Here is a 26,888-nt window from a genome sequence, read left to right as displayed (position 1 = left end):
CCACCGGAGGCCGGGATCCCGGGCTCCGGTGGCCGTCCGGGCAGTCCGTGGCGGGGCTACGCCCGTACCAGCGCCAGGACCTCGTCGCGCACCTTCGCCATCGTCGGCTCGTCGCGCGCCTCCACGTTCAGCCGCAGGAGGGGCTCGGTGTTCGAGGGGCGCAGGTTGAACCACCAGTCGGCCGTGGAGACCGTCAGACCGTCCAGCTGGTCCAGGGTGACTCCCTGGCGGCTCCCGAAGGCCTCGCGGACGGCCTCCGTGCGGGCGGCCTGGTCGGTCACCGTGGAGTTGATCTCGCCGGAGCCCGTGTAGCGGTCGTACTCCGCCAGGAGCCGGGAGAGCGGCGCCTCCTGGGTGCCGAGGGCGGCCAGGACGTGCAGGGCCGCCAGCATGCCGGTGTCGGCGTTCCAGAAGTCCTTGAAGTAGTAGTGCGCGGAGTGCTCGCCGCCGAAGATCGCGCCGGTACGGGCCATCTCCTGCTTGATGAACGAGTGGCCGACGCGGGTGCGGACCGGGGTGCCGCCGTTCTCACGGACGACCTCCGGGACGGACCAGGAGGTGATCAGGTTGTGGATGACCGTTCCGCCGGGGTGCTTGGCCAGCTCGCGGGCGGCCACCAGCGCGGTCACGGCGGACGGCGAGACGCCCTCGCCGCGCTCGTCCACCACGAAGCAGCGGTCGGCGTCCCCGTCGAAGGCGATGCCCAGGTCGGCGCCCTCGGCGCGGACGCGCTCCTGGAGGTCGACGATGTTGGCGGGGTCGAGGGGGTTGGCCTCGTGGTTGGGGAAGGTGCCGTCGAGCTCGAAGTACATCGGCACCAGCGTCAGCGGCAGACCGGCGAAGACGGTGGGGACGGTGTGGCCGCCCATGCCGTTGCCCGCGTCCACGACGACCTTGAGGGGGCGGATGCCGGAGACGTCGACGAGGGACTTGAGGTGCGCGGCGTAGTCGGCGAGGGTGTCGCGCTCGTCGATCGTGCCGGTGGTCGCGGCCGGTTCCGGAGCGCCCGACTCCGACCAGCTCTCCACGAGGGCGCGGATGTCGGCGAGCCCGGTGTCCTGGCCGACCGGGGCGGCGCCCGCGCGGCAGAGCTTGATGCCGTTGTACTGGGCCGGGTTGTGGGACGCGGTGAACATGGCGCCCGGCAGGTCGAGCCGGCCGGACGCGTAGTACAGCTGGTCCGTGGAGCACAGGCCGATCAGGGTGACGTCCGCGCCCTGGGCGGCGGCGCCGCGGGCGAACGCCGCCGACAGGCCCGGCGACGACGGACGCATGTCGTGTCCGACCACGATCGCGTCGGCGCCCACCACCCGGACGAAGGCCGCTCCGAACAGCTCGGCCAGGGACTCGTCCCACTGATCCGGCACCACCCCGCGGACGTCGTACGCCTTCACGATCTGCGACAGATCAACAGCCACGGCCCAACCCTTCTGAAATCACCTGCGGAGACATGCGGCCCCCTGGTCCGAGGCTACCGGCTGGGGGTGTCGGGGCTGCGGTGCCTGTGGAGAACTCCGCAGCCGTCGTTCTGCAACGCGGATGCCCACGAGTGCGGCTCGTGCAACGCGCGCGTGCCGACATTCCGTGTGCCGCCGTTCCGTGTGGCGGCATTCCAGCCGGCGGCCGACGAGTTCCGCTGCCCGCCGGACGGGGCGGCCCGTCGAGCGCGTCCGTTCCTCAGGTCCGTAGGCCGTCAGGTCTCAGGGCTCGGGCGAACGCAGTACGCGGAGGTGGCCGCGGCGGGCGACCTCCATGGGGTCGGCCGCGCGGGCGCCGCCGGCCTCGGCGGCGCGCTCGTGGGGGCGGGCCGCTTCCCGTACCGCGTTGGCAAGCGCTTCCAGGTCGTCACCGCTGGGGCGGGCCGGGGCGGAGGCATCGGTGAGGCGGACGACCTCCCAGCCGCGGGGCGCGGTGAGGCGCTCGCTGTGCTCGGCGCACAGGTCGTAGCAGTGGGGCTCGGCGTAGGTGGCGAGCGGACCGAGGACTGCGGTCGAGTCCGCGTAGACGTACGTCAGTGTCGCGACGGCAGGGCGGCCGCACGCGGTGCGCGAACAGCGACGTACAGGGCTCACGACGTTGGACGGTACCGCACTCTTGAGCGGGCCGCGACGACTCTCCACCGGGTCACTCCACCGTGTCGCGGTGTGAGCTCGGGCACAGCGGCCCCGTGAGCAACTGGGCTGACCTGCACGGGAAGAGGGCCGCACGGTGCGTGACGGGGCCATTTACGTTCCGTACTTGAGAATCTTCCGGTCAAACGATGTGAAATCCGCTGTCCCGTATGGGCCGGTAATCGCTCTCAAGCGAGAGGGAAACGGTCATCGCGCGACATGCCGTGGAAGGGACCGCTGCCGCGATCGCGCGGCGCTCCGGAGGGCTACGCTGCGTCAGTGATGGACACTTCCCGTTCCGGCACCGGCGCCGGACCCGACTCCGTACCGCCCGGCCCGCGGCCCCGCCGCCGCGACCGGCACGGCAGGGGCATGCGCGGCCCGGTGGCCCCGCCGCAGGTGCCGCTCTCGGCGAGCCGCGCGGAGAGCTTCCGCGATCTGGTGCGGGACTCGGTGGAGCGGCTGGAGCGGCGCTGGCCGCAACTGGCCGACGTCGACTTCCTCGTCTCCGACGTGCCGCTGCCCGAGTCCGACGAGGACGGGTGGAGCGACGAGGCCGTGCCGCTGGGGCGCGCGCTGCCCGCCTCCAAGGGATCACCCGCACGGATCGTCGTCTACCGGCGGCCCGTCGAGATCCGCACCAAGAGCCGCGACGAGCGGGCCCTGCTCGTCCACGAGGTCGTGGTCGAGCAGGTCGCCGAACTCCTCGGCCTCGCACCGGAGTCGGTCGATCCGCGCTACGGACAGGACTGAACCGCACCCGAAAGAGTCTCGCCCGGCCGGGGGCGGGGCCTGCTCAGTCGTCCAGGACCGACAGATCCTGCTTCGCCGCCGGGACGGCCACCGTCCCCTTGTCGTCGGGGAGCGTCTGGACGGTGAACATCGGGATGCCGTCCTGCGGCAGCGCCAGGGTGCGGGAGGCGTAGACGGGACCGCTGCCCGGCTGGGTCTCGACGGTGAGCGCGTACGAGCCCTTGAGCCCGGACGGGACGGGCGGCTCCACCGCCAGCGTGGTGCCGGGCTTCACGGTGTACGTCTTGGTCTGCGGCTCGCCGCCCTCGGTGCCGGGCGACGCGGTGACCTTGACGGTGGCGGCGGCGGTCGGCGCGGTGAGGGCCAGCGTCGAGCCCTTGGCCCGGTTGTCGGTGACCGTGGACCGGTCGCCGACCGGCGCGGTGGCCGGAATGTATGCGGTCTCCTGCTTGTCACCCGTGCCGCGTACGACCCGCAGGGCCGCCGCGATGGGCGTTTTCGCGCCATCCGAAGACGGGGTGAGGAACAGGGAACCCACCTCGCCCCTCGTGACGTTCTTCAGATCGAAGGACGCCGTCATCCCCGACTTCACGTGGACGGTGTCCAGACCAGCAGGGGAGAAGCTGCCGCTCGCACCGGCCAGCCGCACCTTGAGATCGGCGTCGTCGGCGCCCTTGGCGTACACCACCAGGCGTACGTCGGTGGCGTCGCCCGGGATGCCCGGGAGGACCTGGCTCGCCGCCGGGTCGGCCGACGCGGGCAGCCAGTCCGCGCCCGCCTTCGCGTCCGATGCCTGCACGACCGCGCCCACCCGCCCGGAGCGGGTCGTGACATGGACGGTCAGGTCATCGGCCGCCGCCGAGGTCAACGTTGACAACAGAACAGGGACGCTGGATTTCGCGGGGACCGTGATCCCCTCCCCCACCTCCGACTTGATGGGGCCGTCCTTGCCGAACAGCTCGATGTCGGCGACCGCCGCGCCGTCGTCCGGGTTGGTCAGATGGACGTAGTCCTGACGGGTCTTGGCGGTGGAGGCACCGGGGAACCAGAAGTCGGTGTCGGGCTCGGTGCAGCGGGTGCCGAGCACCGCGCGCGCGTCGCCCGCCGAGACCACCGTGGTCTGCTGCGCCGCCCACCCCGGCGCGAGCGGGCCGTCGGCGGACCCGGCGAGCGCGGGTGCATCCGCGCCGTCCGCCGTGGCCGACGCGGGCTTACCGGGCTCCTTGAGGGTGACGACCGCCTTGCTGGGGTCGGGCTTCTCCGGGGTCTTCCCCTTCTTGCCCTTCTTGTCCTTGTCCGCCTTGACCGGGGCCTTGGCGGGCGTGCCGTCGGTGAGGGGGGTGACGGCGGGCTTCAGCACGGCGCCGCCGGCCGTGCCCGCCTTCGCGCCCGCCTCGCCCCCCTTGGGGGTGTACGTGGTGTACGTGGTCTCCGCCAGGTCGGAGAGGCTGGGCGCCGGGCAGAGCAGGCTGGAGCGCTCCACGGGCAGCCGTGCCGGGCCCTTCGCGTCCGCCTTCGCCGCGTCGCCGCCCGGCGCGGTGACGGCCGCGAAGCCGGTGACGGCGGCGAGGGCGACGGCGGCCGCGATCAGGGAGAGGGTGCTGCGGTTCACTGGTTGCTCCCGTCGGGGCGGTGCGGCTGCTCGGTGTCGTGGCCCTGGCCGTCAGGGCTCTGGCCGGGGATGCGCCCGCCCTCGCCCTGCCCCTGGCCCGGGGCCTGCTCCCCGCCGTAGCCATAGCCGTAGGGGTCGTACGCGGGCTCCTGCGGCGGGTACTGCTGCTGCTGGTACGGGTCGTACTGCTGGTACGGCTGCTGGTACGGGTCGTACTGCTGCTGCGGGTACTCGGCGTTGGTGTACGCCGGCTCGTCCCACTGCCCGTAGGACTGCTGCTGCGGCACCTCGGCGTAGGGGGTGCTCGCGTACGGGTCGGTCTCGGGGGCCGTGGGCGCCGAGGTGGGCGGGGGCGGGAAGTCCTGGCCGGCCGGGCCGTCGGCCTCGGCCGTCGGGTCGGCGCCGGTCGCGTCGGCCTCCGCCTGGGCGCGCAGGCGGCGGGCGCGGCGGCCCTCGCCGTCGCGCGCGGGGGGCAGCACCGGCTGCTCCTCCTCGGGCAGGTCGTCGTCGATCCGGCGGCGCCGGCCCGGCAGGGCGAGGACGACGAGCACCAGGGAGAGGAGCGACTGGGCCCAGATCCACGCGGTGTGGGTGAAGGGGGCCTCGTAGGTGATGTCCAGGCGGCCGCCGGAGGCGGGCAGGTGGAAGCCCTGGGCCCACCCGTCGACGGTGGTCTTCTTCAGCGGCTTGCCGTCGAGGGTCGCCGTCCAGCCGGGTGCGGCCCGGTCGGCGATGCGCAGGACGCGGCCGTCCGCTCCGGCCGGGATTTTGGTGTGGACGTCGACCGGGTCGGCGGCGACGGCCACCGGCTCGGCGGCGCCCGGCTGCGCCGAGCCCGCGGCGGTGGTGGCGGTGGCGGCGGGCGGCATGATGACCGCGCGGGCGACCTGCCGGTCGACCCGCCACAGGGCGCTGCCGTCGAGCTGGCTGAGCCGGCTGAGACCGGGGGTGGTGTCGAGGACCCGCCCGAAGGCGCGGGGGGCTCCGTCGCGTACCAGCACGTAGCGCACGGCGAAGCCGCTGAGCTGGGAGGACTGGTCGGCGCCTGATCCCGCGACCAGGTTGGCGACGACCTTGTCCAGGCGCGGGTCGCTGCCGCCGGAGGCGGCGAGTTCGGCGTCGCCGAGGCGGCCGCCGGAGCCGCGGACCAGGGTGTAGGAGACCTTGGCGGGCGAGGTGCCGCCGAGGACGAGGGTGCGGGCCTGGTCGCGGGTGCCGCTCTCCTCCGCGACGAAGGCGGGCACCTGCACCGGGTCGCGGCGCTCCAGCGGTCCGTCGGCGCCGCGCAGCATCCAGCCGCCCGCGGCGATCAGCGGGGCGAGGGCGGCGGCCAGGGCGATCAGCGCGGCGACCGGCTGGCGCCAGCCGAAGCCGTGGGCGGCGACGCGCTCCTTGGCGCCCTCGGCGCCGAGCACGGTGGCGGCGATCAGGGCCAGGCCGTAGACGAGGGTGGCCGGGCCCGCCCAGCCGTCGTTGTTGGAGAGCGCGGCGAAGAGGAAGCCGGTGAGGGCGACGGCCCAGGCGGCGCGGATCGCGAACTCCCGCTCCCCGCGCAGCAGCGCGGCGAGCGCGGCCAGCACGAAGCCGACGAGGAGGAGGCCGCCGACCGTCTTGGGGCCGCCGGGGCTCGCGCCGAGCAGGTCGAGCGCGGAGGCCGCGCCCTTGCCGTACTCCAGGCCGGCCTCGCGCAGGAAGCCGGACGGGCCGGTGAGCAGGGTCAGCGACCAGGGGGCGAGGATCAGCAGGGGGGTGCCGACGGCGGCGAGGAAGCGCAGGCCGTAGGCGGTGAGGTCGTCGCGGCGCAGCGCCAGGACCGCGAGGCCGAGCAGCACGGCGAGCGGCCAGACGACGGGGGTGAACGCCATGGCGGCGGTGAGCAGCAGCGCATACGTCCAGGTGGCCCGCCAGGAGCCGCGGCCCTCGGCGCGCAGTCCGGCGGCGGTGACGCCCGCGCGCGCGATCGGCGGCAGGAGGACGGCGAGGACGGCGGTGCCGAGCCGGCCGGTGGCGAGGGCGCCGGTGGCGGCGGGCAGGAGGGCGTAGGCGACGGCCGCCCAGGCGCGCAGCAGGCGCGACTCGGTGAGCGGGCGGGAGGCGAAGTAGGCGGTGAGGCCGGCCAGCGGGACGGAGCAGACCAGCAGCAGGGTCAGGGCGAAGCCGGTGGAGCCGAAGCAGAGCGCGGCGAGGGCGGCGATGGCCGCGAGGTAGGGCGGGGCGGTCTGGGTGCCGCCGGTGCCGACGGGGTGCCAGGCGTCCGCGTAGCGGCCCCACAGGTCGCCGACGCCCGAGGGCGAGGGCAGCAGGGCGCCGCCGGAGAGGGCGCCGCCGCCGAGCAGTTCGCGGCAGGCGACCAGCGAGATCAGCAGGAGCAGGGCGAACAGGACGGGCGCGGGCTTGCGGGCGATCTTCTTCAGCCGCGCGAACTGCTCGATCTCCAGGAAGTCGGCGTCGTCGCCGCCGGGGCCGGACTCGACGGCGCCGTGCCGGGAGCCGCCGGTGTCCTCGGTGCCCGCGCCGAAGCTGGTGGCGACCTGCTCGACGGTGGCGCGGACGGTGGCGCCGGGCGGCGGGAAGAGCGGGCGCAGTTCGCTCGCCTCCACCGCGGCCTTGCCGCGTCTCTTGCGCCCGGCGAGGATGCGGCCGGGCCGCAGCAGGGTCGCGGACAGGCCCATGATCTCGTCGACGGCCTGGCCGGGCGCCTTGCCGAGCAGATAGGCGACGGTGCGCAGGACGGTGCCGACGACGATGCGCAGGAAGACGTAGGGCAGCGCGGCGGGGCGGGAGTTGACGAGCATCGTGTAGACGGCGCCCGCCTTGTCGACCCGGTGCGGGTCGACGGCGGAGCGGCCCGCGCAGTCGACGGTGCGGCGCTCGCGGGCCGCGGCCTCGGCGTGCCGGACGACGGCTTCGGGGGCGACGAGGACGGAGTGGCCGGCGGCGTGCGCGCGCCAGCACAGGTCGACGTCGTCGCGCATCAGCGGCAGTCGGCGGTCGAAGCCGCCGAGCTCCTCCCACACGTCGCGGCGGATCAGCATTCCGGCGGAGGAGACGGACAGCACCGGGCGGACCTGGTCGTGCTGGCCCTGGTCCTGTTCGCGCCGGTCAAGGCCGGTCCAGCGGCGGCCGCTGCGGGCGATGGAGACGCCCACTTCGAGCAGTTGCTTGCGGTCGTACCAGCCGCGGAGCTTGGGGCCGACGATCACGGCGTGGGCGTCGGAGTCGGCGACGCGCAGCAGTTCGGCGAGGGCGTCGGGCGCGGGGGCGCAGTCGTCGTGCAGCAGCCAGAGCCACTGCACGGGCTCGCCGTGCGGCAGTTCGGGCAGGTCGTAGCTGTCGTCGCGCCAGCTGCGCGAGACGGGGTCCCAGCCGCTGGGCCGCTTCAGGTACGGGAGTTCGTCGGGGCCGAGCACCGGGGCGGTGCGGACGGCCTCGTCGACGGCGGCGCCGAATCCGGTGCGGCGCGCCAGGTGCAGGACGCGTTCGTCGCCCAGCGCCTCGGTGACCAGACGCGCGGAGTCGTCGGCGCTGCCGGTGTCGGCCGCGTACGCGCTCTGTACGGGGCGTTCCTGGCCGAGCAGTCCGGCGAGGGCGTCGGGCAGCCAGCGCGCGCCGTCGTGCGAGACGAGCACTGCGGTGACGACGTGTCGCGGGAACTCGGGTGCGTGGGCGGAAACGAGCGGTGATGCCGCGGCCTCGGAGTACGGGGCCGTCGACTGGCTGTGCACGGACATCGAGGTACGGGCCCCTCCGGCCGGGGTCCGGGGGTTGGGGGCCCCGGAGGCTGCTGTGCTGACTGGCAGCGCCCCACACTAATGGCTGGGGAACACGGCAGTCCGCCGCCTGCGGAGGCCGGGTGGAGCCGGAGGGGTCCCGGACGGGGACCTGAGGGGGCAAAGGCCCCGAAAAAACTAGACCGCCGCCTTCTTCAGGCGGCGGCGTTCCCGCTCGGACAGTCCGCCCCAGATGCCGAAGCGTTCGTCGTTCGCGAGGGCGTATTCGAGGCACTCGGAGCGGACTTCGCAGGCGAGGCAGACCTTCTTCGCCTCTCTGGTGGAGCCGCCCTTCTCGGGGAAGAAGGACTCGGGGTCGGTCTGGGCGCACAGCGCGCGCTCCTGCCAGCCGAGTTCCTCGTCCACATCGTCGACCAGCAGCTCCTGGAACACCTCGGTCATGTGCACCCCTCGTCTGTCTTTGCTGCCCCGTGATGCTGCCGTTACCGATTTCGGCCGAACGACACGAGTGAAATTACAAGTGTGTGGATCCGGGCCAGTCAAGCCGAGATCTGCTATTGGGCCCCGTATTCACTCTGCGGAACCAAGCCTATACGGAAAGTGTTCAAATCGGCAAAAACCATGACACATGCCATTGGCCCAATCGCACTCCCCTCACCTGCCCAGAGAAGACGAGTCCAAAATCGATCTTGTTGCGTCCGAACGACGGAAGCGATTGGGATCACAGTCCGGTCACGACGGCGCCGCGGTGTTTGCCGATGCGGTTGCAGCGCCACATCTCCGGCCGTGCCCGTGCACAAACCTTTCTCCGGGCGCCGTAACCGGATGAGGTGAAACATTGCGGCCAAATCGGGTATTGAGTTGACAGCTCCGCTCTTCTTGGTCACCTTGGACGCATGCCAGCGACCACAGCGCTCTTCGCGACCCACCTCCGTGGGTTCCGCAGCGCTGTCCAGGCGCGCTGTTGCTGTTCCAGCTGTTGATGCCGTAGCGCTCCAGCCCTCTCCGCGTTCTCTCCGGCCCCCCGGGCCCTCGCGCGTCCGCGCGCCCACTCCTTCGCGACACCCCGCACTCGTCACCGAGTCCCTGCCGAGGAACCACCGCACCCATGAACAGCGACAGCGACCTCCAGATCGCCGGCGACCTCTTCGAGGTCCTGCACCTCCTCCAGCCCGCCCGTGAGCACCCCGCGACCGTCGCCGACTTCGTCGGTCTGGCCCGCTCGATCGCCGCCGACCGCGCCCAGTGGGCCCCGCTCGTCCAGTACGACGCGACCAGCCGCTGGTACCGCCGGCTGCGCACCGGGCCCGGTTACGAGGTGTGGCTGCTGTCCTGGGTGCCCGGGCAGCGCAGCGGACTGCACGACCACGGCGCGTCCTCGGGCGTCCTGACCGTGCTCCAGGGCGAGTTGAGCGAGCGCACCGATCGCGGCACCCGCACGCTCGCCGCCGGCGCGCAGCGCGTGTTCGCGCCCGGCTATGTCCACGAGGTCGTCAACGACTCGCTGGAACCGGCCGTGAGCCTGCACGTGTACTACCCGGGCCTGACCGACATGCCGATGCACGCGAGCCAGCGCCGGTCCGCTCTGTCCACAGCCGCCGCCCACGATGTCGTGACCGCCTGACAGACTGCTGTCCATGCGCATTGTGGTTCTGGCCGGCGGCATCGGCGGTGCCCGTTTCCTTCGCGGCCTCAAGCAGGCCGCGCCGGACGCGGACATCACGGTGATCGGCAACACCGGTGACGACATCCATCTGTTCGGGCTGAAGGTCTGCCCCGACCTCGACACGGTGATGTACACCCTGGGCGGTGGCATCAACGAGGAGCAGGGCTGGGGCAGGACCGACGAGTCCTTCCACGTCAAGGAGGAGCTCGCGGCGTACGGGGTGGGGCCCGAGTGGTTCGGCCTGGGCGACCGCGACTTCGCGACCCACATCGTCCGTACGCAGATGCTCGGCGCGGGTTATCCGCTGAGCGCGGTGACGGAGGCGCTCTGCGCGCGCTGGCAGCCGGGCGTCCGGCTGATCCCGATGTCCGACGACCGCGTCGAGACGCACGTGGCCGTCGAGACCGACGGGGAGCGGAAGGTCATCCACTTCCAGGAGTACTGGGTGAAGCTGCGGGCGTCCCTCGACGCCACCGCCGTGGTCCCGGTCGGCGCGGAGCGGGCCAAGCCCGCGCCGGGCGTCCTGGAGGCCATCGCCGCCGCCGACCTGATCCTCTTCCCGCCGTCCAACCCGGTCGTCAGCGTCGGCACCATCCTGGCCGTGCCCGGCATCCGCGAGGCGATCGCGGAGGCGGGCGTTCCGGTGATCGGGCTCTCCCCGATCGTCGGGGGCGCGCCGGTGCGGGGCATGGCGGACAAGGTGCTGGCCGCCGTCGGCGTGGAGTCGACGGCCGAGGCGGTCGCCGAGCACTACGGGTCGGGGCTGCTCGACGGCTGGCTGGTGGACACCGCCGACGCGGCCGCCGTGGAGCGGGTCGAGGCGGCGGGCATCCGCTGCCGCGCGGTCCCGCTGATGATGACGGACCTGGACGCGACGGCCGCGATGGCGCGCGAGGCGCTGACGCTGGCGGAGGAGGTGCGCGCATGACGGCCGAGGCCGCCGCCCCCGCTACCCATGAGACGGCCGCCGCCCCGCCCTCGTACCGCGTACGGGCCGTGGGCGGGATACCGGAGGTGCGGGCCGGTGACGATCTCGCGCGGCTCATCGCGGCCGCCGCGCCCGACCTCGTGGACGGGGACGTCCTGCTGGTCACCTCGAAGATCGTCTCCAAGGCGGAGGGCCGGATCGTCGAGGCGGCGGACCGGGAGGCGGCGATCGACGCCGAGACGGTACGGGTGGTGGCCCGGCGCGGCGCCCTGCGCATCGTGGAGAACCGGCAGGGCCTCGTCATGGCCGCGGCCGGGGTCGACGCCTCCAACACCCCCGCCGGGACCGTGCTGCTGCTGCCCGAGGACCCCGACGCCTCGGCCGAGGCGATCCGGTCCGGGATACGGGCGGCGCTCGGGGTCGAGGTGGGCGTCCTGGTGACGGACACCTTCGGACGGCCGTGGCGCGCGGGGCTCACCGATGTGGCGATCGGCGCGGCGGGCGTGCGCGTCCTCGACGACCTGCGCGGGGGCACGGACACGTACGGCAACGAGCTGAGCGCCACCGTGGTGGCCAGCGCCGACGAGCTGGCCGGCGCGGGCGACCTGGTCAAGGGCAAGGCGTCCGGGTTCCCGGTGGCGGTGGTCAGCGGCCTCGCGCACCTGGTCGTACGGGGCGACAACGCGAGCGCTGCGGGCGACGGGGGCGACGCGAACGGGACGGGCGGCCTGGTCGGCGCCCGGGCGCTGGTGCGGGACCCGGCCGACGACATGTTCCGCCTCGGCACCTCGGAGGCGATACGGACGGCGGTGACCCAGCGGCGTACGGTCCGGTCGTTCACCGACGAGCCCGTGGACCCCGGCGCGGTGCGCCGCGCGGTGGCCGCGGCCGTCACGGCGCCCGCGCCGCACCACACCACGCCCTGGCGGTTCGTGCTGCTGGAGTCCGAGCGGTCGCGCACCCGGCTGCTGGACGCGATGCGGGACGCGTGGATCGCGGACCTGCGGGGCGACGGCAAGTCCGAGGAGTTCATCGCCCGGCGGGTGCGCCGCGGGCAGGTGCTGCGGGACGCGCCGTATTTGGTGGTGCCCTGCCTGGTCATGGACGGCTCGCACACCTACGGCGACGGGCGCCGGGACGCGGCCGAGCGCGAGATGTTCGTGGTCGCCATGGGCGCGGGCGTACAGAACTTCCTGGTGGCGCTGGCTGGCGAGCGGCTGGGCTCGGCGTGGGTGTCGTCCACGATGTTCTGCCGCGAGGTCGTACGGGAGGTTCTCGACCTGCCCGCGCACTGGGACCCGATGGGCGCGGTGGCGGTCGGACGGGCGGCGGAGGCGCCGAAGGAGCGGGCGGGGCGGGGGGCAGAGGGGTTCGTTGAGGTGCGCTGAGATGCGCTGAGATGCGCTGAGATGCGTCGAGGTGCTTTGAGGTGCTTTGAGGTGCGTGGAGCACGTCGAGCTGGCGAGCGCTTGGTCCTGACGAGCGCTGGGCTCGACGAGTGCTTTGCCCCGTGGAGTACTCGCCCTGTGGATCGGGGCTTGCGTCGAGCTCTCGCTTACAGCGCGCCGATGTTGCCCGGGGTCATCCGGGGCGCGCGGCGCGGTGGGGTGCGGCCGCTGAGGAGGATCAGGCGGGTGGCGCGGTGGCGCTGGCCGGCGTACGGGGCGAGGAGTTCCAGCATCGCGGCGTCGTCGGCGGTGCGGTCGCCCGCCAGGGCGTAGCCGACGATGCTCGGCAGATGGTAGTCGCCGACGCTGACCAGGTCGGTGGCGCCCATCGCGCGCTGAAGGGTCTCGGCGCTGGTCCAGGGGCCGATGCCCGGGACGAGGTGGAGCCTCGCCGCGGCCGCCTCCTGGTCCAGGGCGAGCGCCTCCTCCAGCCGGCGGGCCACGCGTACGGCCCGCAGGACCGTCGATGAGCGCTTGGCGTCCACGCCCGCGCGGTGCCACTCCCAGGACGGGATGAGGGCCCAGGTCCTGGCGTCGGGCATCACGTACATCCGGCCGGGAGCCGGGCCGGGGGCGGGCTCGCCGAACTTGCACACGAGCAGCCGCCAGGCGCGGTAGGCCTCGTCCGTGGTGACCTTCTGCTCCAGGATCGACGGGATCAGCGACTCCAGGACCAGCCCGGTGCGGGTCAGGCGCAGGCCCGGGCGGCGGCGGGCGGACTCGGCGAGGAGGCGGTGGCGGGGGGCGAAACCGGTGGGGTCGTCCGCGTCGCCGAGGAGCGCGGGGAGGTTGTCGAGCAGCCACTCGGCGCCGGGGCCCCACGCCTCGGCCTCGGCGCGGCCGGCGCGCAGCGCGACGCGGAGGGTGCCGGGGCCTTCCGGGGTACGGGAGGTGCGCCAGACGGAGCCGTCGGGGGTGGTGCGGAAGGTGGGGTCGGCCGGGCCTCTTCGGAGGGGGCCGAGGACGAGGGAGAGGTCCAGGGGGGTTGGGGGGGTGTAGTGGCGGTGGTGGGGGTTGGGGCGGGGGGCTGGGGGGGCTGTGGGGGTGCTGGTGGTGGGTAGGGGGATGTGGCCGCCTCGCACTGTGGTGCGGGTGGGGGTGCGGGGGGTGAAGCGGCCTGCCACGCTTCTGAGACTACTGGGTTCTTTTCCCCACCCCGCCCCTTCCCGTAAGCCCTGGGCGGGCGGCCGGGTGGGGCGCCCATTGGGGTTCGCCGCTGGACCCCGTTCGTCTGCGGATGCTGCACGGCTGCTCGCGCAGTTCCCCGCGCCCCTTCAGGGACCGGACTTCGTCCGCAGGCCGTGGACGGCTGCTCGCGCAGTTCCCCGCGCCCCTCTCAAGCCCGGACTTCGTCTGCGGGTCCGTCGTGGTTGCTCGCGCAGTTCCCCGCGCCCCTTCAGGCAGCTGTGGGTGCTGGGTTTTGTGGCGCTCGGCGGCAGTGGTTCGGTCGGGCTCAGCCCTCTCCCGAGGGGCCGCAGGCCCCGTTAGGGGCGCGGGGAACTGCGCGACCAGCCCCCACCGGACCGCACGGTGACTCGACCGCAAGAACCCGCCCGGGGGCTAGGAGGCCGCAGGCCCCGTTAGGGGCGCGGGGAACTGCGCGGCCAGCCCCCGCCGGGCCGCGCGGCGACTCGACCGCAGGGCCCCGCCCGGGGGCCGGACTGCGGGCCCACCCGGCCGCACGGCAGCCCGGCCGCAGGGCCCACCCGGCCGCACGGCAACCCGGTCGCACAGCAAACCCCGGGCCAGGGCCCCGCCCGCCGCGTCCTACTCGTCCGAGGAGAACCGGAGTGCCGCTCCGGGGATTCTCGCCCCGCACCACACCCGTACTCCGTCCCGGAGTTCGTTGTCGGGGCCCACGTGGGCGCCGTCGCCGATCACCGTGTCCGTCAGTACGCAGCGCTCGCCCACCACCGCCCCCGCTCCCACCAGGGAGTCCTTGAGCACCGCGCCCGGCTCGACCACCGCGTCCGCCAGGATCGTGCTGCCGGTGACGCGGGCGCCCGCGCCGATCACCGCGCGCTCGCCGACCACCGTCCCGCCGGTGAGCTTCGCGTCCGGGGCCACCGAGGCGCCGGGCAGGACGAGGCGGTCGCCGCAGCGGCCCGGCACCGCGGGGGACGGCGCGCGGCCCAGGACCAGGTCGGCGGAGCCGCGGACGAAGGCCTGCGGGGTGCCCAGGTCCAGCCAGTAGGTGGAGTCGACCATGCCCTGGAGGTGCGCTCCCGCCGCCAGCAGGCCGGGGAACGTCTCGCGCTCCACCGAGACCGGCCGGCCCGCAGGGATCGCGTCGATCACCGAGCGGCGGAAGACGTACGCCCCCGCGTTGATCTGGTCGGTGACGATCTCCTCCGCCGTCTGCGGCTTCTCCAGGAACGCCCGGACCCGCCCGTCCGCGTCCGTGGGGACGAGGCCGAACGCCCGGGGGTCGGCCACCCGCGTCAGATGGAGGGAGACGTCCGCCCCGGACGAGGAGTGCGTCTCGACCAGGGCCCCGATGTCCAGACCCGTGAGGATGTCGCCGTTGAAGATCAGCACCGGCTCGTCCGGCCCCGAGCGCAACCGCGACGCCACGTTCCTGATGGCGCCGCCGGTGCCCAGCGGCTCCACCTCCGTCACGTACTCCAGGTGCAGCCCCAGCGCGGAGCCGTCGCCGAAGTACGGCTCGAAGACCTCGGCCAGATAGGACGTCGCCAGCACGATGTGCTCCACGCCCGCCGCCCGCGCCCGGGCGAGCTGGTGGGTGAGGAACGGAACGCCCGCCGCCGGGATCATCGGCTTGGGCGTGTGCACCGTGAGCGGGCGCAGCCTGGTGCCCTTGCCGCCGACCAGGAGGATCGCTTCAGTCACCTGTCGTCTCTGCTTCCTGCTGGGGCCGGGCGGAATCGTTCGTTCGAACTACGGCCGGCCAGTTTATGCAGACGGATCGCGGCCGGGCGGTACGCCCCCGCCCGGCCGCGCCGCGGTCAGCGCCGGCCCTGGAGCCGCGCCGACGACGTCCGGGCCTTGCCGAGCTTCTTGTACAGGCGCGCCCCGGGGCACTCCGTGGCGAAGCCGTCCCGGTGCCCGGAGATGGCGTTGAGCCTGACGCTTCGTCCCTTGCGGTAGAGGTTCCCGCCGCCCGACGTGAGATGCGTGGTGCCGGTGGGATTCACCCCGTACAGACCGAGCTTCCAGGCCGTCAGACGGGCGATCGCGTCGAGGGCGTCGGCGGTCGGGTTGGTGGAGGTGTACGTCCCGATGACCGCGACGCCCATGGAGTTGGTGTTGAAGCCGAGCGTGTGCGCCCCGAGGACGGGCTTGGCCACGCCTCCGGCCCGGCCCTCGTAGATGTTCCCGCACTTGTCGACGGCGAAGTTGTAGCCGATGTCGCGCCAGCCGCTGCTGAGCACGTGGTAGCGGTAGATGCTCCGCAGCACGGACGGCGCCTGCGAGCAGCGGTAGTTGTTCCCGGAGGCCGTGTGGTGCACGAAGGCGGCCTTGACCTTGCCGGTGTAGACGTAGCCGCGTTCGCGCAGGCTCTCGTCGGCGCCCCAGCCCCGGCGCGTGACGATGCGCGGGCGCGGTCCGATGTACGGGCGGGCCGCCGCCTCCGGCGCCCCGGCGGCCGGGGCCAGCGCCCGCTCGCGCCCGGGGCCGCCCTCCTGCCCCGCCTCGTCCGCCGCGCCCACCCCGTCCGGGTCCTCGCCCGGGTCGACCAGGTCGACGTGGAGGCCGCGGGGCAGCCTGCCCGGCGTCGTCCGGCCCGGCCCGGACGCCTCCGGCCGTACGCGCACCTGGACACCGTCCGAATGGCCCACCCACAGCGGGGCCGTGGAGCCGTGGACGCGCGCGGCGTCGTCCTCGGGGCTGCCGGGGTCGGGGGCGTGCTCCTGGTTGTGGGTGTCGAGGTCCTGCCAGCCGGACCAGATACGGGAGCCCGCGGCCCGGGTGCGTACCTGGACGGTGCCGTGGAGTTCGTCCCTGGCGTCGTCCCAGACCACGCCGAGCAGCGAGAAGGGTCCGGTGCCGCGCTCGGGCAGCCCCTGGGCGCGGGCGGCGCCCAGCGTCCGGTCGGTCGTGCCCAGCGGGGCGAGCGGCAGCGACTGGGTGGAGCCGGCCGGTTCCGCGGCGGAGGACGAGGAGGCGGCCGCCGAAGAAGGGGGAGTCGAGGAAGCGGCAGACGTGGAGACGGCAGGCGTGGAAGCGGCAGACGCAGACGCGGAAGCGGAAGCGGAGGCGGCAGACGTGGACACGGCGGGCGAGGACACGGCGGTGGTCGTCGGTCGGGCCGCCGCGTCGGCGGACGCGGCGAGCGGCAGGGCGAGCGCGGTGGCGCACGCGACCGAGATCGAGGATGCAAGGAGTGCACGCATGCTGACGATCGTGGACATAAGCGTACAAGTCTGTCCATCCGGGAAACCGCCTGGAACTGACGGACCGTCGGCCGACCGGTGTACGCGGACGGTCCTCTCCCCGGGCGCGCCCCCTGCCCCCACCCGTACGCTTGCCGCGTGAACGCCAGCGACCGCACCCCCGCCGACCTGCTGCGATCCGCGCTCGCCGCGGACCCGGCCCGCCCCCTGGTCACCTTCTACGACGACGCCACCGGCGAACGCGTGGAACTCTCGGTGGCCACCTTCGCCAATTGGGTGGCCAAGACCGCCAATCTGCTCCAGGGCGACCTCGCCGCCGCGCCCGGCGACCGCCTCGCGCTGCTGCTGCCCGCGCACTGGCAGAGCGCCGTCTGGCTGCTCGCCTGCCACTCGGTCGGCGTGGTCGCCGAGGTCGGCGGCGACCCGGCGGGCGCGGACCTCGTGGTGGCGGGGCCGGACGCGCTGGACGCGGCCCGCGCCTGTTCCGGGGAGCGGGTGGCGCTCGCGCTGCGCCCGCTCGGCGGCCGCTTCCCGCAGGTCCCCGCCGGATTCCAGGACTACGCGGTCGAGGTGCCGAGCCAGGGCGACCGGTTCGCGCCGTACGCGCCGGTCGACCCGGCGGGCCCCGCGCTCGCCGTGGACGGCGTCGAGCTGAGCGCGGCCGAGCTGGTCGAGCGCGCCCGCGCGGAGGCCGGGGCCCTGGGCCTGGAGCCCGGTTCGCGGCTCCTTTCGGCCCTCCCGTACGACAGCTGGGAGGGTCTGGCACGCGGGCTGTACGCGCCGCTGGCCTCCGGCGCGTCGGTGGTGCTCTGCCGCAACCTGGACCAACTGGCCGACGGCGGGCTGGAGAAGCGCGTGGAGAGCGAGCGGGTCACGCACCGGGGGGTGTGACGGGGTCGTGTGACGGGGTCGTGTGACTGGTCGGTACGACCGGGTGGTGTGGTCGATCGGCACGACCCGGCCGTGCGACCGGTCGGTCTGACCGGTCGCGTGGCCGGCCGGTACGACCAGGCGGTGCGACCGCTCGGCCTGACCGGTCGGCGTGACCGAGCGGTGCCCTTCGGCGGCACCATCCTGCGGTGCGCTCGGCCGGGCGACGGGCTCGCGGGCCGGCCGGACGACGGGCGCGCTGGGCGGCCGTACGACCGCCCCCGGCTCGCCCGCGACCGCCAGAACGGCCCTCGGACACCTGTCGCATCTTCGTCGCGCGCACCCGGTACGACCATCGCCCCGGCGCCACCCTTGTGGCCCACAGCGGGCCGAGTCCCCGGGGTCCCGGGCTCAACTCCGGTGGATGATCGGCGGTACGCCACACAACCAAGCGCGCGCGACGACCGTCTACCGGGGTGCACCGGCGGCTTTCCGTACGCCGCCGACCCCGTGAAGGATGGACGCCGACGTGACCGACAGCCCGCCCCGCGAGCCCGACCACCGGGCCGAGGACGAGCCACGACCGGACACGCCGACACCCACGGAGCCGGCCGGACCCCCCGCGTCCCCGCAGGCCCCGGCCGAAGGGCGGAAGCAGGCTGACGCAGAGAGGCCGACCGGCGCGGAGAAGTCCACCGGCGCGGAGAAGCCGACGGACGCGGAACAGCCCACCCGCGCTGAGAAGTCCACCGCCGCCGAACAGCCGACCCGCGCGGAGAAGTCCACCGCCGCGGAGAAGCCCGCCGAGGAAAGGCCCGCCGGGCCCGACGCGGCCGAGCAGGGCGAGCCGACCGAGCAGGCGGGCCCGGCAGAGAGCGCCGAACCGGCCGAACCGGAAGCGTCCCCCGGCACATCCGGAACACCCGACGCACCCCGCACACCCGACGCACCCGGAACACCCGACGCGCCCCACACCCCCGGCACCCCCACCGCCCCCAACCCCCGCCACCACTGGCTGCGTTGGACCGCTCTCGGTGTCTCGTTCATCGTGCTGGCCGCCGCCGGTGCCGGGTGGTGGATCTACAACAAGCTCGACCACAACATCCGCACCGACACCACGGCCGCCGCCGAGCTGGAGCGCTACGAGAAGGAGCGCCCCCCGGCCGGGACCGGCAACGCGCAGAACCTGCTGCTCATCGGGTCGGACTCGCGCGCGGGCAGCAACAGCGCGTACGGCCGTGACGACGGCGGGAGCCAGCGCTCGGACACCACGATCCTGCTGCACCTGGCGGCGGACCGGAAGTCCGCGACCGCCGTCTCGCTGCCGCGCGACCTGATGACGGACGTACCCGACTGCCTCAAGCAGGACGGCACCCGCTCCAGACCCCAACTGGCGCAGTTCAACTGGGCGTTCGAGTTCGGCGGCGCCGCCTGCACCATCCGTACCGTGGAGAAGCTCACGGGCATCCGCGTCGACCACCACATGATCGTCGACTTCAGCGGCTTCAAGGACATGGTGGACGCGGTCGACGGCGTCGAGGTCTGCCTCAAGGAGCCCGTCGACGACCGGCAGGCGCACCTGCGGCTCCCCGCGGGCCGCCAGACGCTCCACGGCGAGCAGGCGCTGGGATTCGTCCGCGCCCGGCACGGCTTCGGTGACGGCAGCGACACCGAGCGCATGGACCGCCAGCAGCAGTTCCTCGGCTCGCTGGTGCGCAAGGCGCAGAGCAACGGCGTCCTGCTCAATCCGACCCGGCTCTACCCGGTCCTGGACGCGATGACGAAGTCGCTGACCACCGACCCGGGGCTGAATTCGCTGCGGGACCTGTACGACCTGGTGCGCGGGATGCGCGGCATCCCGACCGACAAGGTGCAGTTCCTCACCGTGCCGCGCCGGCCGTACGTGAACGACACCAACCGCGACGAGCTGGTCCAGCCGGACGCGCGGCTGCTGTTCCAGCAGCTCAGGGACGACCAGCCGCTCCATGTGGCGCCCGCGGGCTCCGCGGAGAAGGAGAAGGGGGACGGGAATGGGCGGACGGGATCGCCCGAGGGGGCCGACGGCCGGGGCTCGGACGACAAGCCCGACGATCCGGCTTCCCCCACGCCGACCCCGACGTACTCGGGTTCGAATGCCGCGGTGGGCATGTGCGAGTAAAGCGTGTGTCAACGGATAAGAAGCCGCGATGCGGATTGGGTGGATTGCCCGGTTGTAAGGGGCGTGGAATTTGTCACGGCCGTCGCTCTTCGCTCAACTGGGCAGATAGTGTGACGCGACCCGGTGCTTGTGGCCCCCGGGGCCGGACACCGCAGGATCGAATGACTGAGCGCTTTGGGGGAAGTGACTCGAGTGGCACCGACGGAGGACTAAGGCAACCGTGGATGCGCAGAGCCGTGGGCGGGCAGAGGAAGTCGACCCGGCAGACCAGTGGGTGCTCAACCCGGAGACGGGCAATTACGAATTGCGACTGACTCCCTCCGGACCGCAGTCGTCCCCCTCGGCAGACGCTCCCGCGCGCAGGACCACCGCCCCCGGCAGAGGCGGCCCCCGCCGCCGCGAGGTCCCCGGCCAGCGCGACAACCGCCGCGCCCCGGGCGCCCAGGACGGGCCCGCGGCCGCCGCGGGCCGGCGCAAGCGCAAGCCCAAGGCCTCCCGCAAGAAGAAGGTGCTGGTGTGGACGGGCGGCGTGCTGGGGTTCGTCCTCGTCGCGGGCTCGACCGGCGCGTACCTGCTCTACCAGCACTTCAACAACAACCTGAACACCGTGGACGTCGGTGACGCGGGCAGCAAGCACGCCACCTCCGACGGACCGGTGAACATCCTGATCATCGGTACGGACAAGCGCACCGGCAAGGGCAACGAGGGGTACGGCGACAAGGGCAGCGAGGGCCACGCCGACACCAACATCCTCTTCCACGTCTCCAAGGACCGGACGAACGCGACCGCGCTGTCCATCCCGCGCGACCTGGTCACCAACATCCCCGAGTGCCCGACCAAGCAGAAGGACGGCTCCACCAAGACCGTCCGGGCCGAGTCGATGGTGCGCTTCAACACCAGCCTCGGCCAGGAGGGCCGCGACCCGGGCTGCACCATGCGGACGGTCAAGGAGCTCACCGGGCTGAGCGTCGACCACTTCATGATGGCCGACTTCAACGCGGTCAAGCAGCTGTCGACGGCGGTCGGCGGGGTGAAGGTGTGCCTGACCAAGCCGGTGAACGACCCCAAGTCGCATCTGAAGCTGCCCGCCGGTGTCTCCAAGATCCAGGGCGAGCAGGCCCTCGCGTTCGTCCGGACGAGGCACAGCTTCGGCAACGAGAGCGACCTCGACCGGATCAAGCAGCAGCAGCAGTTCCTCAGTTCGATGATGCGGCAGATGAAGTCCGACTCGACGCTGAGCAGCCCGACCAAGATGTACGGGCTGGCGAACGCGGCGACCAAGGCGCTCACGGTCGACTCGGGAATAGGGTCGATCAAGAAGCTGACCAGCCTCGCGCAGGACCTCAGCAAGGTCGATCTCAAGAACGTCACCTTCACGACCGTTCCGGTCGTCGACAATCCGGCTGACGGCAAGGTGCACAAGACGGTGGTCATCGACCCGGTCAAGGCGCCGCAGGTGTTCAGCATGATGCGCGCGGACGTGTCCTTCACCGAGGTGAAGAAGAAGGAGAGCGAGGCCAAGGACGCCCAGGCGGCGCTCCTCAAGGGCGCCCGGGCCCAGGCGTCCGCCGTGCGGGTGCGGGTGCTCAACGGCGGCGCGGTGGCGGGCTCCGCCTCCCAGACGCTGCTGTGGCTCCAGAACAGCAAGGGCGTGCTGAAGTCGGACAACGGCGGCAACGCCCCGGCGAAGCTCGCGACCACCACGCTGGCCTACGCGCCCAACCAGGCCGACCAGGCACGTAAGCTCGCTGATCTGATGGGTCTGCCCGCGACCGCGCTGAAGCCCGGGACCCAGGACGCGGTCGGGAAGACGCCGATGGTGCTCACCCTCGGCGCGGACTTCAAGGGCGCCGGTGTGCCGATCGTCGCTCCGGCCAAGGCGCCCGAAGGCATCCAGAAGGTCGAAGCGGACAAGTCGGTGTGCGCCAAGTGACACACGCGTACGCAACTGATGCGTACGCGACCGGCGTGTGCCAAGTGATGAGAGGTTTTCGGCCCCGATCGGGTGCGGAGACCACCTGAGACAGGGGGTATTGGGGTGGGGCAGAACAGCGTGCGCGGGGAGGGAACACGGCCGCGTCGTGAGCGGAACGCCGATCAGCTCGGCTGGGACGAGTCGCTGTACGGCGAGGAGGGGGGCGGCGACCGGCCGCCGGCTCCGCGCTCGTCCGGCGACGGCGCGGGCGACGGCACGGGCGCACCCGAGAAGGGCGCTGCCGCCGACGGCAGCGGGCACCGGCGCGGCGGTCCGCGCAAGCGGGTGAAGAAGAAGGGCAAGAGACGCGTACTGCGCTGGGTGGCCTCGACGCTCGCCCTGCTCATACTCGGCACGGCCGGCGCCGGTTACCTGTACTACGAGCACCTCAACGGCAACATCCGCAAGGGCGACCGCAGCGCGGGCGGCTCCAACGCCAAGAAGACCGCGGCCAACGCCGACGGCCAGACCCCGCTCAACGTCCTGCTGATCGGCTCCGACGACCGCAACTCCGCCGCCAACCTCAAGCTCGGCGGCCACCGGGCCAGCGTCGGCAGCCCCCCGCTGGCCGACGTACAGATGCTGATGCACGTCTCCGCGGACCGCAAGAGCGCCTCGGTGGTCTCCATCCCGCGTGACACCCGGGTCGACATCCCGGCGTGCGTGGACCCGAAGACCAAGAAGACGGTCCCGGCCACCAACAACCTCATCAACATGGCGCTGGCCCGGGGCGGCGCGGGCTGTGTCCTGGACACCTGGGAGAAGCTGACCGGTGTCTACATCGACCACTGGATGATGGTCGACTTCGCGGGCGTGGTGGCGATGGCCGACGCGGTCGGCGGCGCCGACGTGTGCGTCAAGCAGAACGTGTACGACGGGCCCAAGCCCAAGGTGTCCGGCGGCTCGCACCTGCGGCTCACCGCGGGCACCCACAAGGTCAAGGGCGAGCAGGCCCTCCAGTGGCTGCGCACCCGGCACGCCTTCGAGAGCGACCTGGGCCGCTCCAAGGCCCAGCACATGTACCTGAACTCGGTGATGCGCGAGCTGAAGAAGCAGAATGCTTTCACCGACACCGGGCGGATCATGAACCTGGCGGAGACGGCCACCAAGTCGCTCCAGGTCTCGCGGGAGCTCGGCACGGTCAAGAAGCTCTACGACCTCGGCATGGAGCTCAAGAGCGTGCCGATGGAGCGGATGAACATGCTGACCATGCCCCGCATCCAGGACCCCAAGAACAAGGAGCACGTGCTGCCGGCGCCCGGCGCGGCCGAGACGCTGTGGTCGATGCTCCGCGAGGACAAGCCGCTCGACAAGAAGGACGACGGCCCGGCCAAGCCGGAGAGCAAGGGCCCGGCGGCCACCCCGGCGGGCTCGCTCGCGGTCTCGGTCGTCAACGGCACCGGTGTCAACGGCGCCCCGCCCACCCAGAAGCGGGCGGGCACGGTCACCGACACCCTGAAGAACAAGGGCTTCTTCAAGGCGAAGGCCTCCGACGTCCGCGGCTCGGCCGCGACCACCACGCTGACCTACCCCAAGAGCGCGGGCGCCCAGGGCAAGGCCGACGCGCTGTCGGTGGCGGCCGCGATGGAGCTGCCGTCCAGCGCGGTGAAGGTGGCCGCCGACGTCTCCACGCTGACCCTGACGGTCGGCGCCGACTGGCGCACCGGCGCCACGTACCCGAAGAAGGCCGCCGAGGACAGTGACCCGCTGAAGGGCACGGAGAACGTCAACGGCGCCAACAAGACGGACTGCATGGACATCTACTGGCCCTACCGCTTCTAGCCGCTTCCAGCCGCGCGTACGCGGAAGGGGGCGCCCGGTGCTTCACGGCACCGGGCGCCCCCTTCTGTTGTCGCGTACGGCCGGCGTCAGACCCTGACGGCCGGGCGGCGGCTGGCGATGACCTTCCTCGCCAGCGCCTTGGGGCTGGTCAGGAAGCCGTAGCCCCAGGACATGTGCATGGTGGCGAGTGCGACGGGGATCTGGAGGCGGGCCTTGAGGGACAGCCCCCTGCCCGCCGGGAGGGAGCCCGCCGTGATCGCGGCGAGGTAGCCGGCCGGGATCACGAAGCCCACCGGCGTGAGCACCGCGCCCACCACAAGGCCCGCCGCGATCGCGCAGACGGCGGTCGGCGGGGCGAGGTAGCGCAGGTTGATGGAGCCCTCGTGGTAGCGGGCGACGACATGGCGCCAGCGGCCGTAGTCCTTGTACTGCTTGGCCAGGGCGCGCACGCTCGGGCGCGGGCGGTACTGCACCTTCAGCTCGGGCGAGAACCAGATGAGGCCGCCCGCCTCGCGGATGCGGAAGTTCAGCTCCCAGTCCTGGGCGCGGATGAACTCCTCGTTGTAGCCGCCCTGTTGCTCCAGGGCCTCGCGCCGGAAGACGCCCAGGTAGACCGTCTCGGCCGGGCCCGCCGCGCCACCGGTGTGGAAGGCCGCGTTGCCGACGCCGATCTTCGAGGTCATGGCGGCCGCGACCGCGTCCTCCCAGGCGTTCTCGCCCTCGGCGTGCATGATGCCGCCGACGTTCTGCGCGCCGGTCTCCTCCAGGAGGCGGACGGCGGTGGCGATGTAGTTCGGGGAGAGCATGCCGTGGCCGTCGACGCGCACCACGATCGGGTGGCGGGAGGCCTTGATGGCGGCGTTCAGTGCCGCCGGGGTGCGGCCGGTGGGATTGGGGACGGTGTGGACGCGGGCTCGTCCGTCGGAGGCGGTCTCCCGGACCAGCTCGGCGGCGATCTCGTCCGTACGGTCCGTGGACGGGCCGAGGGCGATCACCACCTCCAGCTCGCCGTCGTACTCCTGTTCCAGGATGTGGCGGACCGAGTTGCGCAGATGCCGCTCCTCATTGAGGACCGGCATGATCACGGAAACAGCGGGGTGCGTGGCGTTCATCGTGGGTCACGTTACCGCGAACGGGGGACACCGTCGCGACCGGCCGGGGCGGCGCCCGATGTCGCAGATCGTATGGGCCTACCGTGCCACCTGTCCCCTTTTCGCCCGCGGAGGTCCCCGTGCCCACGCCGCCCCGCTCCCGCTCCCCCCGTACCGACCCGCCCCGCGCCAGACAGCAGGACGAGCGGCCCCGCTGGGGCATGCGGATGGCGACGACCCTCTCGGTCCTCGTGCTGGGCGCGGGCGGGGTGGGCCATGCCGTGGTGACGGGGCTCGACGGCGGGATCGGGCGGGTCGATCCCTTCAAGGACATGAAGAACCGGCCGCAGGCGGGGCACGGCACCAACATCCTGCTGGTGGGCACGGACGGCCGGGACAAGGTCACGCCGGAGGAGAAGGAGAAGTACCGCCTGGGCGGTGCGCCCTGCCACTGCACCGACACGATGATGATCGTGCACGTCTCGTCGGACCGTAACCGGGCGAGCGTGGTGAGCATCCCGCGCGACAGCTACGCGGAGGTCCCCGAGCACACCGACCAGAACACCGGCCGGCACCACAACCAGCACCCCGTGAAGATCAACGCGGCGTACGCGGAGGGCGGGCCCGCGCTGACGGTGCGCACGGTGGAGCACATGACCGGCCTCAAGATGGACCACTATCTGGAGGTCGACTTCACCAGCTTCATGAAGACGGTGGACGTGCTCGGCGGGGTGCGGATCTGCGCGGCGAGGCCGCTGAAGGACTCCTACTCCGGACTCGACCTGCCCGCGGGCACCCACCGCCTCGACGGCGGCCAGGCGCTCCAGTACGTACGCTCCCGGCACACCGACGGCTCGGCCGACCTGGGCCGGATGCAGCGCCAGCAGAAGTTCATGGCGGCGCTGATCCACGAGGCGACGGGGTCGGGCGTACTGATGAACCCGGTGCGCTTCCGGCAGGTCGCCTCGACTCTGCTGTCCTCGGTCCGGGCCGACCAGGGCTTCGGCGCGGAGGAGATCCTCTCGCTGGGGCGGACGATGCGGGACTTCTCCCCCGCGTCGTCGGAGTTCACGACCGTGCCGATCGGGCAGATGAGCTTCCCCGTGAAGGGGATCGGCTCCACGGTGAAGTGGGACCCGGCGAAGTCCCGCAAACTCTTCGCCGAGCTGCGCGAGGACCGGCCGCTGGCCCGGCCCGTGCCACGCACCCAGGACGCCAAGGGCCGGCCGCCCGGGACGACGGTCGAGGTGGCGCCCGACCGGATCCACGTCCAGGTCTACAACGGCACCCGCACCGACGGCCTCGGCCGCCGCGTCGACGACGCCCTGCGCGCGACGGGCTTCCGCACCACCGGGAAGCCGCTGGCGGCCGGCGCGGGCGAGGTCCACCGCACGATCGTCGAGTACGACCCGCGCTGGGACCGCTCGGCGCGGTCCCTGGCGGCGGCCCTGCCCGGCAGCGAGCTGCGCCCGGTCAAGGGCCTCGGCGCCACCCTTCAGGTGACGGCGGGCACGGACTTCACGGCGGTACGCCCGGTACGGGCGGAGGCGACGGGCGAGGGAGAGTTCGACACGGTGACGGGCGACCAGGCGGTGTGCCCCTGACGGGGCACGGGCCGCGGGGCGGGGCCGGCGATGCGGGGGCGCGGGCGTGCTGGGCGCGTGCGTGCCGGGCGTCGGGGCGCGGGCGTGCCGGGTGCGTGCCTGCCGGGTGCGTGCCTGCCGGGCGTCGGGGCGCGGGCGGGGGCTCGACGACGGGCCCTCAGTCGTCCAGGCCCTCCGCCGCCCGCTTCTCCCGGAGCTCCAGGATCGCGCGGCGCCGCGCCAGCCGGTGGGTGCGGCGGATCTGTGCCTCCTGGTAGCGGCGCTCGTCCCGCTCCGTCTCCGGCAGGACCGGCGGCACCGCCCGCGGCTTCCCGTCCGAGTCGACCGCGGCGAACACCAGGTACGCCGAGCCGACCTGCTGCGCCGGGGTGGACTCGTTCCACCGCTCGGCGAGCACCCGTACCCCGACCTCCATGGAGGACCGGCCGGTCCAGTTGACCTGGGCCTTCACATGCACCAGGTCGCCGACCCGCACCGGCAGCAGGAACGCCATCTCGTCCATCGACGCCGTGACCGCCGGGCCGCCGGAGTGGCGACCGGCCACCGCACCCGCCGCGTCGTCCACCAGTTTCATGATCACACCGCCGTGGACCGTGCCCAGGAGGTTGGTGTCATGGGCGGTCATGATGTGGCTCAGGGTGGTACGGGACGCCGAGGTCGGCTTGCCCGGAAGATCAGTCATACCGCCCAGCTTAGGCGCGCCCGGGTGTGCGCTCATCGCACGGACATTGCATCAGCTGTGCAACAGCCCGGGCCCAGATCCCCACCCACCCTGTCAGACACGCGGGGGACCCGTGCATGCTT

General features: G+C 73.0%; 19 protein-coding genes. 9 read left to right on the top strand and 10 right to left on the bottom strand.

Annotation, left to right across the window (positions count from 1 at the left end):
* Positions 1 to 56: 56 nt before the first annotated feature.
* Together AC069K_RS21830 and AC069K_RS21825 are read right to left on the bottom strand one after the other, a co-directional pair.
* Positions 57 to 1,418, bottom strand: coding sequence for a phosphomannomutase/phosphoglucomutase (locus tag AC069K_RS21830; protein WP_478618710.1), 1,362 nt, complete (start codon positions 1,416 to 1,418; stop codon positions 57 to 59).
* Positions 1,419 to 1,700: 282 nt separating this feature from the next.
* Positions 1,701 to 2,120 carry a DUF3499 domain-containing protein gene (locus AC069K_RS21825; protein WP_358832918.1) on the bottom strand — a complete coding sequence of 140 codons (420 nt, stop codon included), beginning with the start codon at positions 2,118 to 2,120 and terminating at the stop codon, positions 1,701 to 1,703.
* 273 nt (positions 2,121 to 2,393) lie between these two features.
* On the opposite strand from AC069K_RS21825, the gene AC069K_RS21820 reads away from it, so the two are divergent.
* Positions 2,394 to 2,864, top strand: coding sequence for a metallopeptidase family protein (locus tag AC069K_RS21820; RefSeq protein ID WP_365112592.1), 471 nt, complete (start codon positions 2,394 to 2,396; stop codon positions 2,862 to 2,864).
* Positions 2,865 to 2,907: 43 nt separating this feature from the next.
* On the opposite strand, the gene AC069K_RS21815 is transcribed toward AC069K_RS21820, so the two are convergent.
* From AC069K_RS21815 to AC069K_RS21805, 3 genes are all read right to left on the bottom strand, one after another.
* Positions 2,908 to 4,476 (bottom strand): DUF5719 family protein, encoded by a 1,569-nt coding sequence (locus AC069K_RS21815; RefSeq protein ID WP_478618705.1) that lies wholly within the window; start codon positions 4,474 to 4,476, stop codon positions 2,908 to 2,910.
* Positions 4,473 to 8,207 carry a glycosyltransferase family 2 protein gene (locus AC069K_RS21810; RefSeq protein ID WP_478618703.1) on the bottom strand — a complete coding sequence of 1,245 codons (3,735 nt, stop codon included), beginning with the start codon at positions 8,205 to 8,207 and terminating at the stop codon, positions 4,473 to 4,475. The genes AC069K_RS21815 and AC069K_RS21810 overlap by 4 nt, the downstream gene beginning before the upstream one ends.
* A 177-nt stretch (positions 8,208 to 8,384) precedes the next feature.
* Complete coding sequence (locus AC069K_RS21805; protein ID WP_067159810.1) at positions 8,385 to 8,648, bottom strand: WhiB family transcriptional regulator; 264 nt, start codon at positions 8,646 to 8,648, stop codon at positions 8,385 to 8,387.
* A gap of 667 nt (positions 8,649 to 9,315) precedes the next feature.
* Between AC069K_RS21805 and AC069K_RS21800 the strand changes: the two genes are divergently transcribed.
* Genes AC069K_RS21800 through AC069K_RS21790 form a run of 3 tightly spaced genes read left to right on the top strand, consistent with a single transcriptional unit; the run spans position 9,316 to position 12,189 of the window.
* Complete coding sequence (locus AC069K_RS21800) at positions 9,316 to 9,831, top strand: cysteine dioxygenase (protein ID WP_365112583.1); 516 nt, start codon at positions 9,316 to 9,318, stop codon at positions 9,829 to 9,831.
* A gap of 13 nt (positions 9,832 to 9,844) precedes the next feature.
* Positions 9,845 to 10,801 carry a 2-phospho-L-lactate transferase gene (cofD, locus tag AC069K_RS21795; RefSeq protein WP_478618697.1) on the top strand — a complete coding sequence of 319 codons (957 nt, stop codon included), beginning with the start codon at positions 9,845 to 9,847 and terminating at the stop codon, positions 10,799 to 10,801.
* A complete protein-coding gene (locus AC069K_RS21790) occupies positions 10,798 to 12,189 on the top strand; it encodes a coenzyme F420-0:L-glutamate ligase (RefSeq protein ID WP_478618694.1) in 1,392 nt (463 codons plus the stop codon). The genes cofD and AC069K_RS21790 overlap by 4 nt, the downstream gene beginning before the upstream one ends.
* 167 nt (positions 12,190 to 12,356) lie before the next feature.
* Here the strand turns inward: AC069K_RS21790 and AC069K_RS21785 are convergent, their stop codons facing one another.
* From AC069K_RS21785 to AC069K_RS21775, 3 genes are all read right to left on the bottom strand, one after another.
* Positions 12,357 to 13,373 (bottom strand): DNA-3-methyladenine glycosylase family protein, encoded by a 1,017-nt coding sequence (locus AC069K_RS21785; protein WP_478618691.1) that lies wholly within the window; start codon positions 13,371 to 13,373, stop codon positions 12,357 to 12,359.
* A gap of 643 nt (positions 13,374 to 14,016) precedes the next feature.
* Positions 14,017 to 15,099 carry a mannose-1-phosphate guanylyltransferase gene (gene manB, locus AC069K_RS21780; protein ID WP_478618688.1) on the bottom strand — a complete coding sequence of 361 codons (1,083 nt, stop codon included), beginning with the start codon at positions 15,097 to 15,099 and terminating at the stop codon, positions 14,017 to 14,019.
* A 116-nt stretch (positions 15,100 to 15,215) separates the two neighbouring features.
* Entirely contained in the window at positions 15,216 to 16,604 is a 1,389-nt protein-coding gene (locus AC069K_RS21775; protein WP_478618685.1) for a peptidoglycan recognition protein family protein, read from the bottom strand.
* Positions 16,605 to 16,742: 138 nt separating this feature from the next.
* On the opposite strand from AC069K_RS21775, the gene AC069K_RS21770 reads away from it, so the two are divergent.
* From AC069K_RS21770 to AC069K_RS21755, 4 genes are all read left to right on the top strand, one after another.
* Complete coding sequence (locus tag AC069K_RS21770; RefSeq protein ID WP_478618683.1) at positions 16,743 to 17,495, top strand: TIGR03089 family protein; 753 nt, start codon at positions 16,743 to 16,745, stop codon at positions 17,493 to 17,495.
* A gap of 496 nt (positions 17,496 to 17,991) precedes the next feature.
* Entirely contained in the window at positions 17,992 to 19,632 is a 1,641-nt protein-coding gene (locus AC069K_RS21765; RefSeq protein WP_478618680.1) for an LCP family protein, read from the top strand.
* Positions 19,633 to 19,852: 220 nt separating this feature from the next.
* Positions 19,853 to 21,565 carry an LCP family protein gene (locus AC069K_RS21760; protein ID WP_365112561.1) on the top strand — a complete coding sequence of 571 codons (1,713 nt, stop codon included), beginning with the start codon at positions 19,853 to 19,855 and terminating at the stop codon, positions 21,563 to 21,565.
* 105 nt (positions 21,566 to 21,670) lie between these two features.
* Positions 21,671 to 23,389, top strand: coding sequence for an LCP family protein (locus tag AC069K_RS21755; protein WP_478618676.1), 1,719 nt, complete (start codon positions 21,671 to 21,673; stop codon positions 23,387 to 23,389).
* A gap of 86 nt (positions 23,390 to 23,475) precedes the next feature.
* Here the strand turns inward: AC069K_RS21755 and AC069K_RS21750 are convergent, their stop codons facing one another.
* The gene (locus tag AC069K_RS21750) at positions 23,476 to 24,501 is read right to left on the bottom strand and encodes a glycosyltransferase family 2 protein (RefSeq protein WP_358832932.1); all 1,026 of its coding nucleotides are present in this window, start codon (positions 24,499 to 24,501) and stop codon (positions 23,476 to 23,478) included.
* A gap of 119 nt (positions 24,502 to 24,620) precedes the next feature.
* Between AC069K_RS21750 and AC069K_RS21745 the strand changes: the two genes are divergently transcribed.
* A complete protein-coding gene (locus AC069K_RS21745; RefSeq protein ID WP_478618671.1) occupies positions 24,621 to 26,084 on the top strand; it encodes an LCP family protein in 1,464 nt (487 codons plus the stop codon).
* A 157-nt stretch (positions 26,085 to 26,241) separates the two neighbouring features.
* On the opposite strand, the gene AC069K_RS21740 is transcribed toward AC069K_RS21745, so the two are convergent.
* On the bottom strand, positions 26,242 to 26,766 hold the full coding sequence (locus AC069K_RS21740; protein WP_358832933.1) for an acyl-CoA thioesterase: 525 nt from the start codon (positions 26,764 to 26,766) through the stop codon (positions 26,242 to 26,244).
* Between the last annotated feature and the right edge of the window lie 122 nt (positions 26,767 to 26,888).

This window comes from Streptomyces sp. NPDC043908 (genome assembly GCF_056435525.1).
Note: the sequence above shows the minus strand (reverse complement) of the source record. Positions and strands in the feature narration are given on the sequence as shown.

What these genes read in the sequence shown, in the direction of transcription:
- AC069K_RS21820 (WP_365112592.1), top strand. Translation starts at nt 2,394, where the DNA reads ATGGACACTTCCCGTTCCGGCACCGGCGCCGGACCCGACTCCGTACCG.
- AC069K_RS21810 (WP_478618703.1), bottom strand. Translation starts at nt 8,207, where the DNA reads ATGTCCGTGCACAGCCAGTCGACGGCCCCGTACTCCGAGGCCGCGGCA.
- AC069K_RS21805 (WP_067159810.1), bottom strand. Translation starts at nt 8,648, where the DNA reads ATGACCGAGGTGTTCCAGGAGCTGCTGGTCGACGATGTGGACGAGGAA.
- AC069K_RS21800 (WP_365112583.1), top strand. Translation starts at nt 9,316, where the DNA reads ATGAACAGCGACAGCGACCTCCAGATCGCCGGCGACCTCTTCGAGGTC.
- cofD (WP_478618697.1), top strand. Translation starts at nt 9,845, where the DNA reads ATGCGCATTGTGGTTCTGGCCGGCGGCATCGGCGGTGCCCGTTTCCTT.
- AC069K_RS21790 (WP_478618694.1), top strand. Translation starts at nt 10,798, where the DNA reads ATGACGGCCGAGGCCGCCGCCCCCGCTACCCATGAGACGGCCGCCGCC.
- AC069K_RS21775 (WP_478618685.1), bottom strand. Translation starts at nt 16,604, where the DNA reads ATGCGTGCACTCCTTGCATCCTCGATCTCGGTCGCGTGCGCCACCGCG.
- AC069K_RS21765 (WP_478618680.1), top strand. Translation starts at nt 17,992, where the DNA reads ATGGACGCCGACGTGACCGACAGCCCGCCCCGCGAGCCCGACCACCGG.
- AC069K_RS21750 (WP_358832932.1), bottom strand. Translation starts at nt 24,501, where the DNA reads ATGAACGCCACGCACCCCGCTGTTTCCGTGATCATGCCGGTCCTCAAT.
- AC069K_RS21740 (WP_358832933.1), bottom strand. Translation starts at nt 26,766, where the DNA reads ATGACTGATCTTCCGGGCAAGCCGACCTCGGCGTCCCGTACCACCCTG.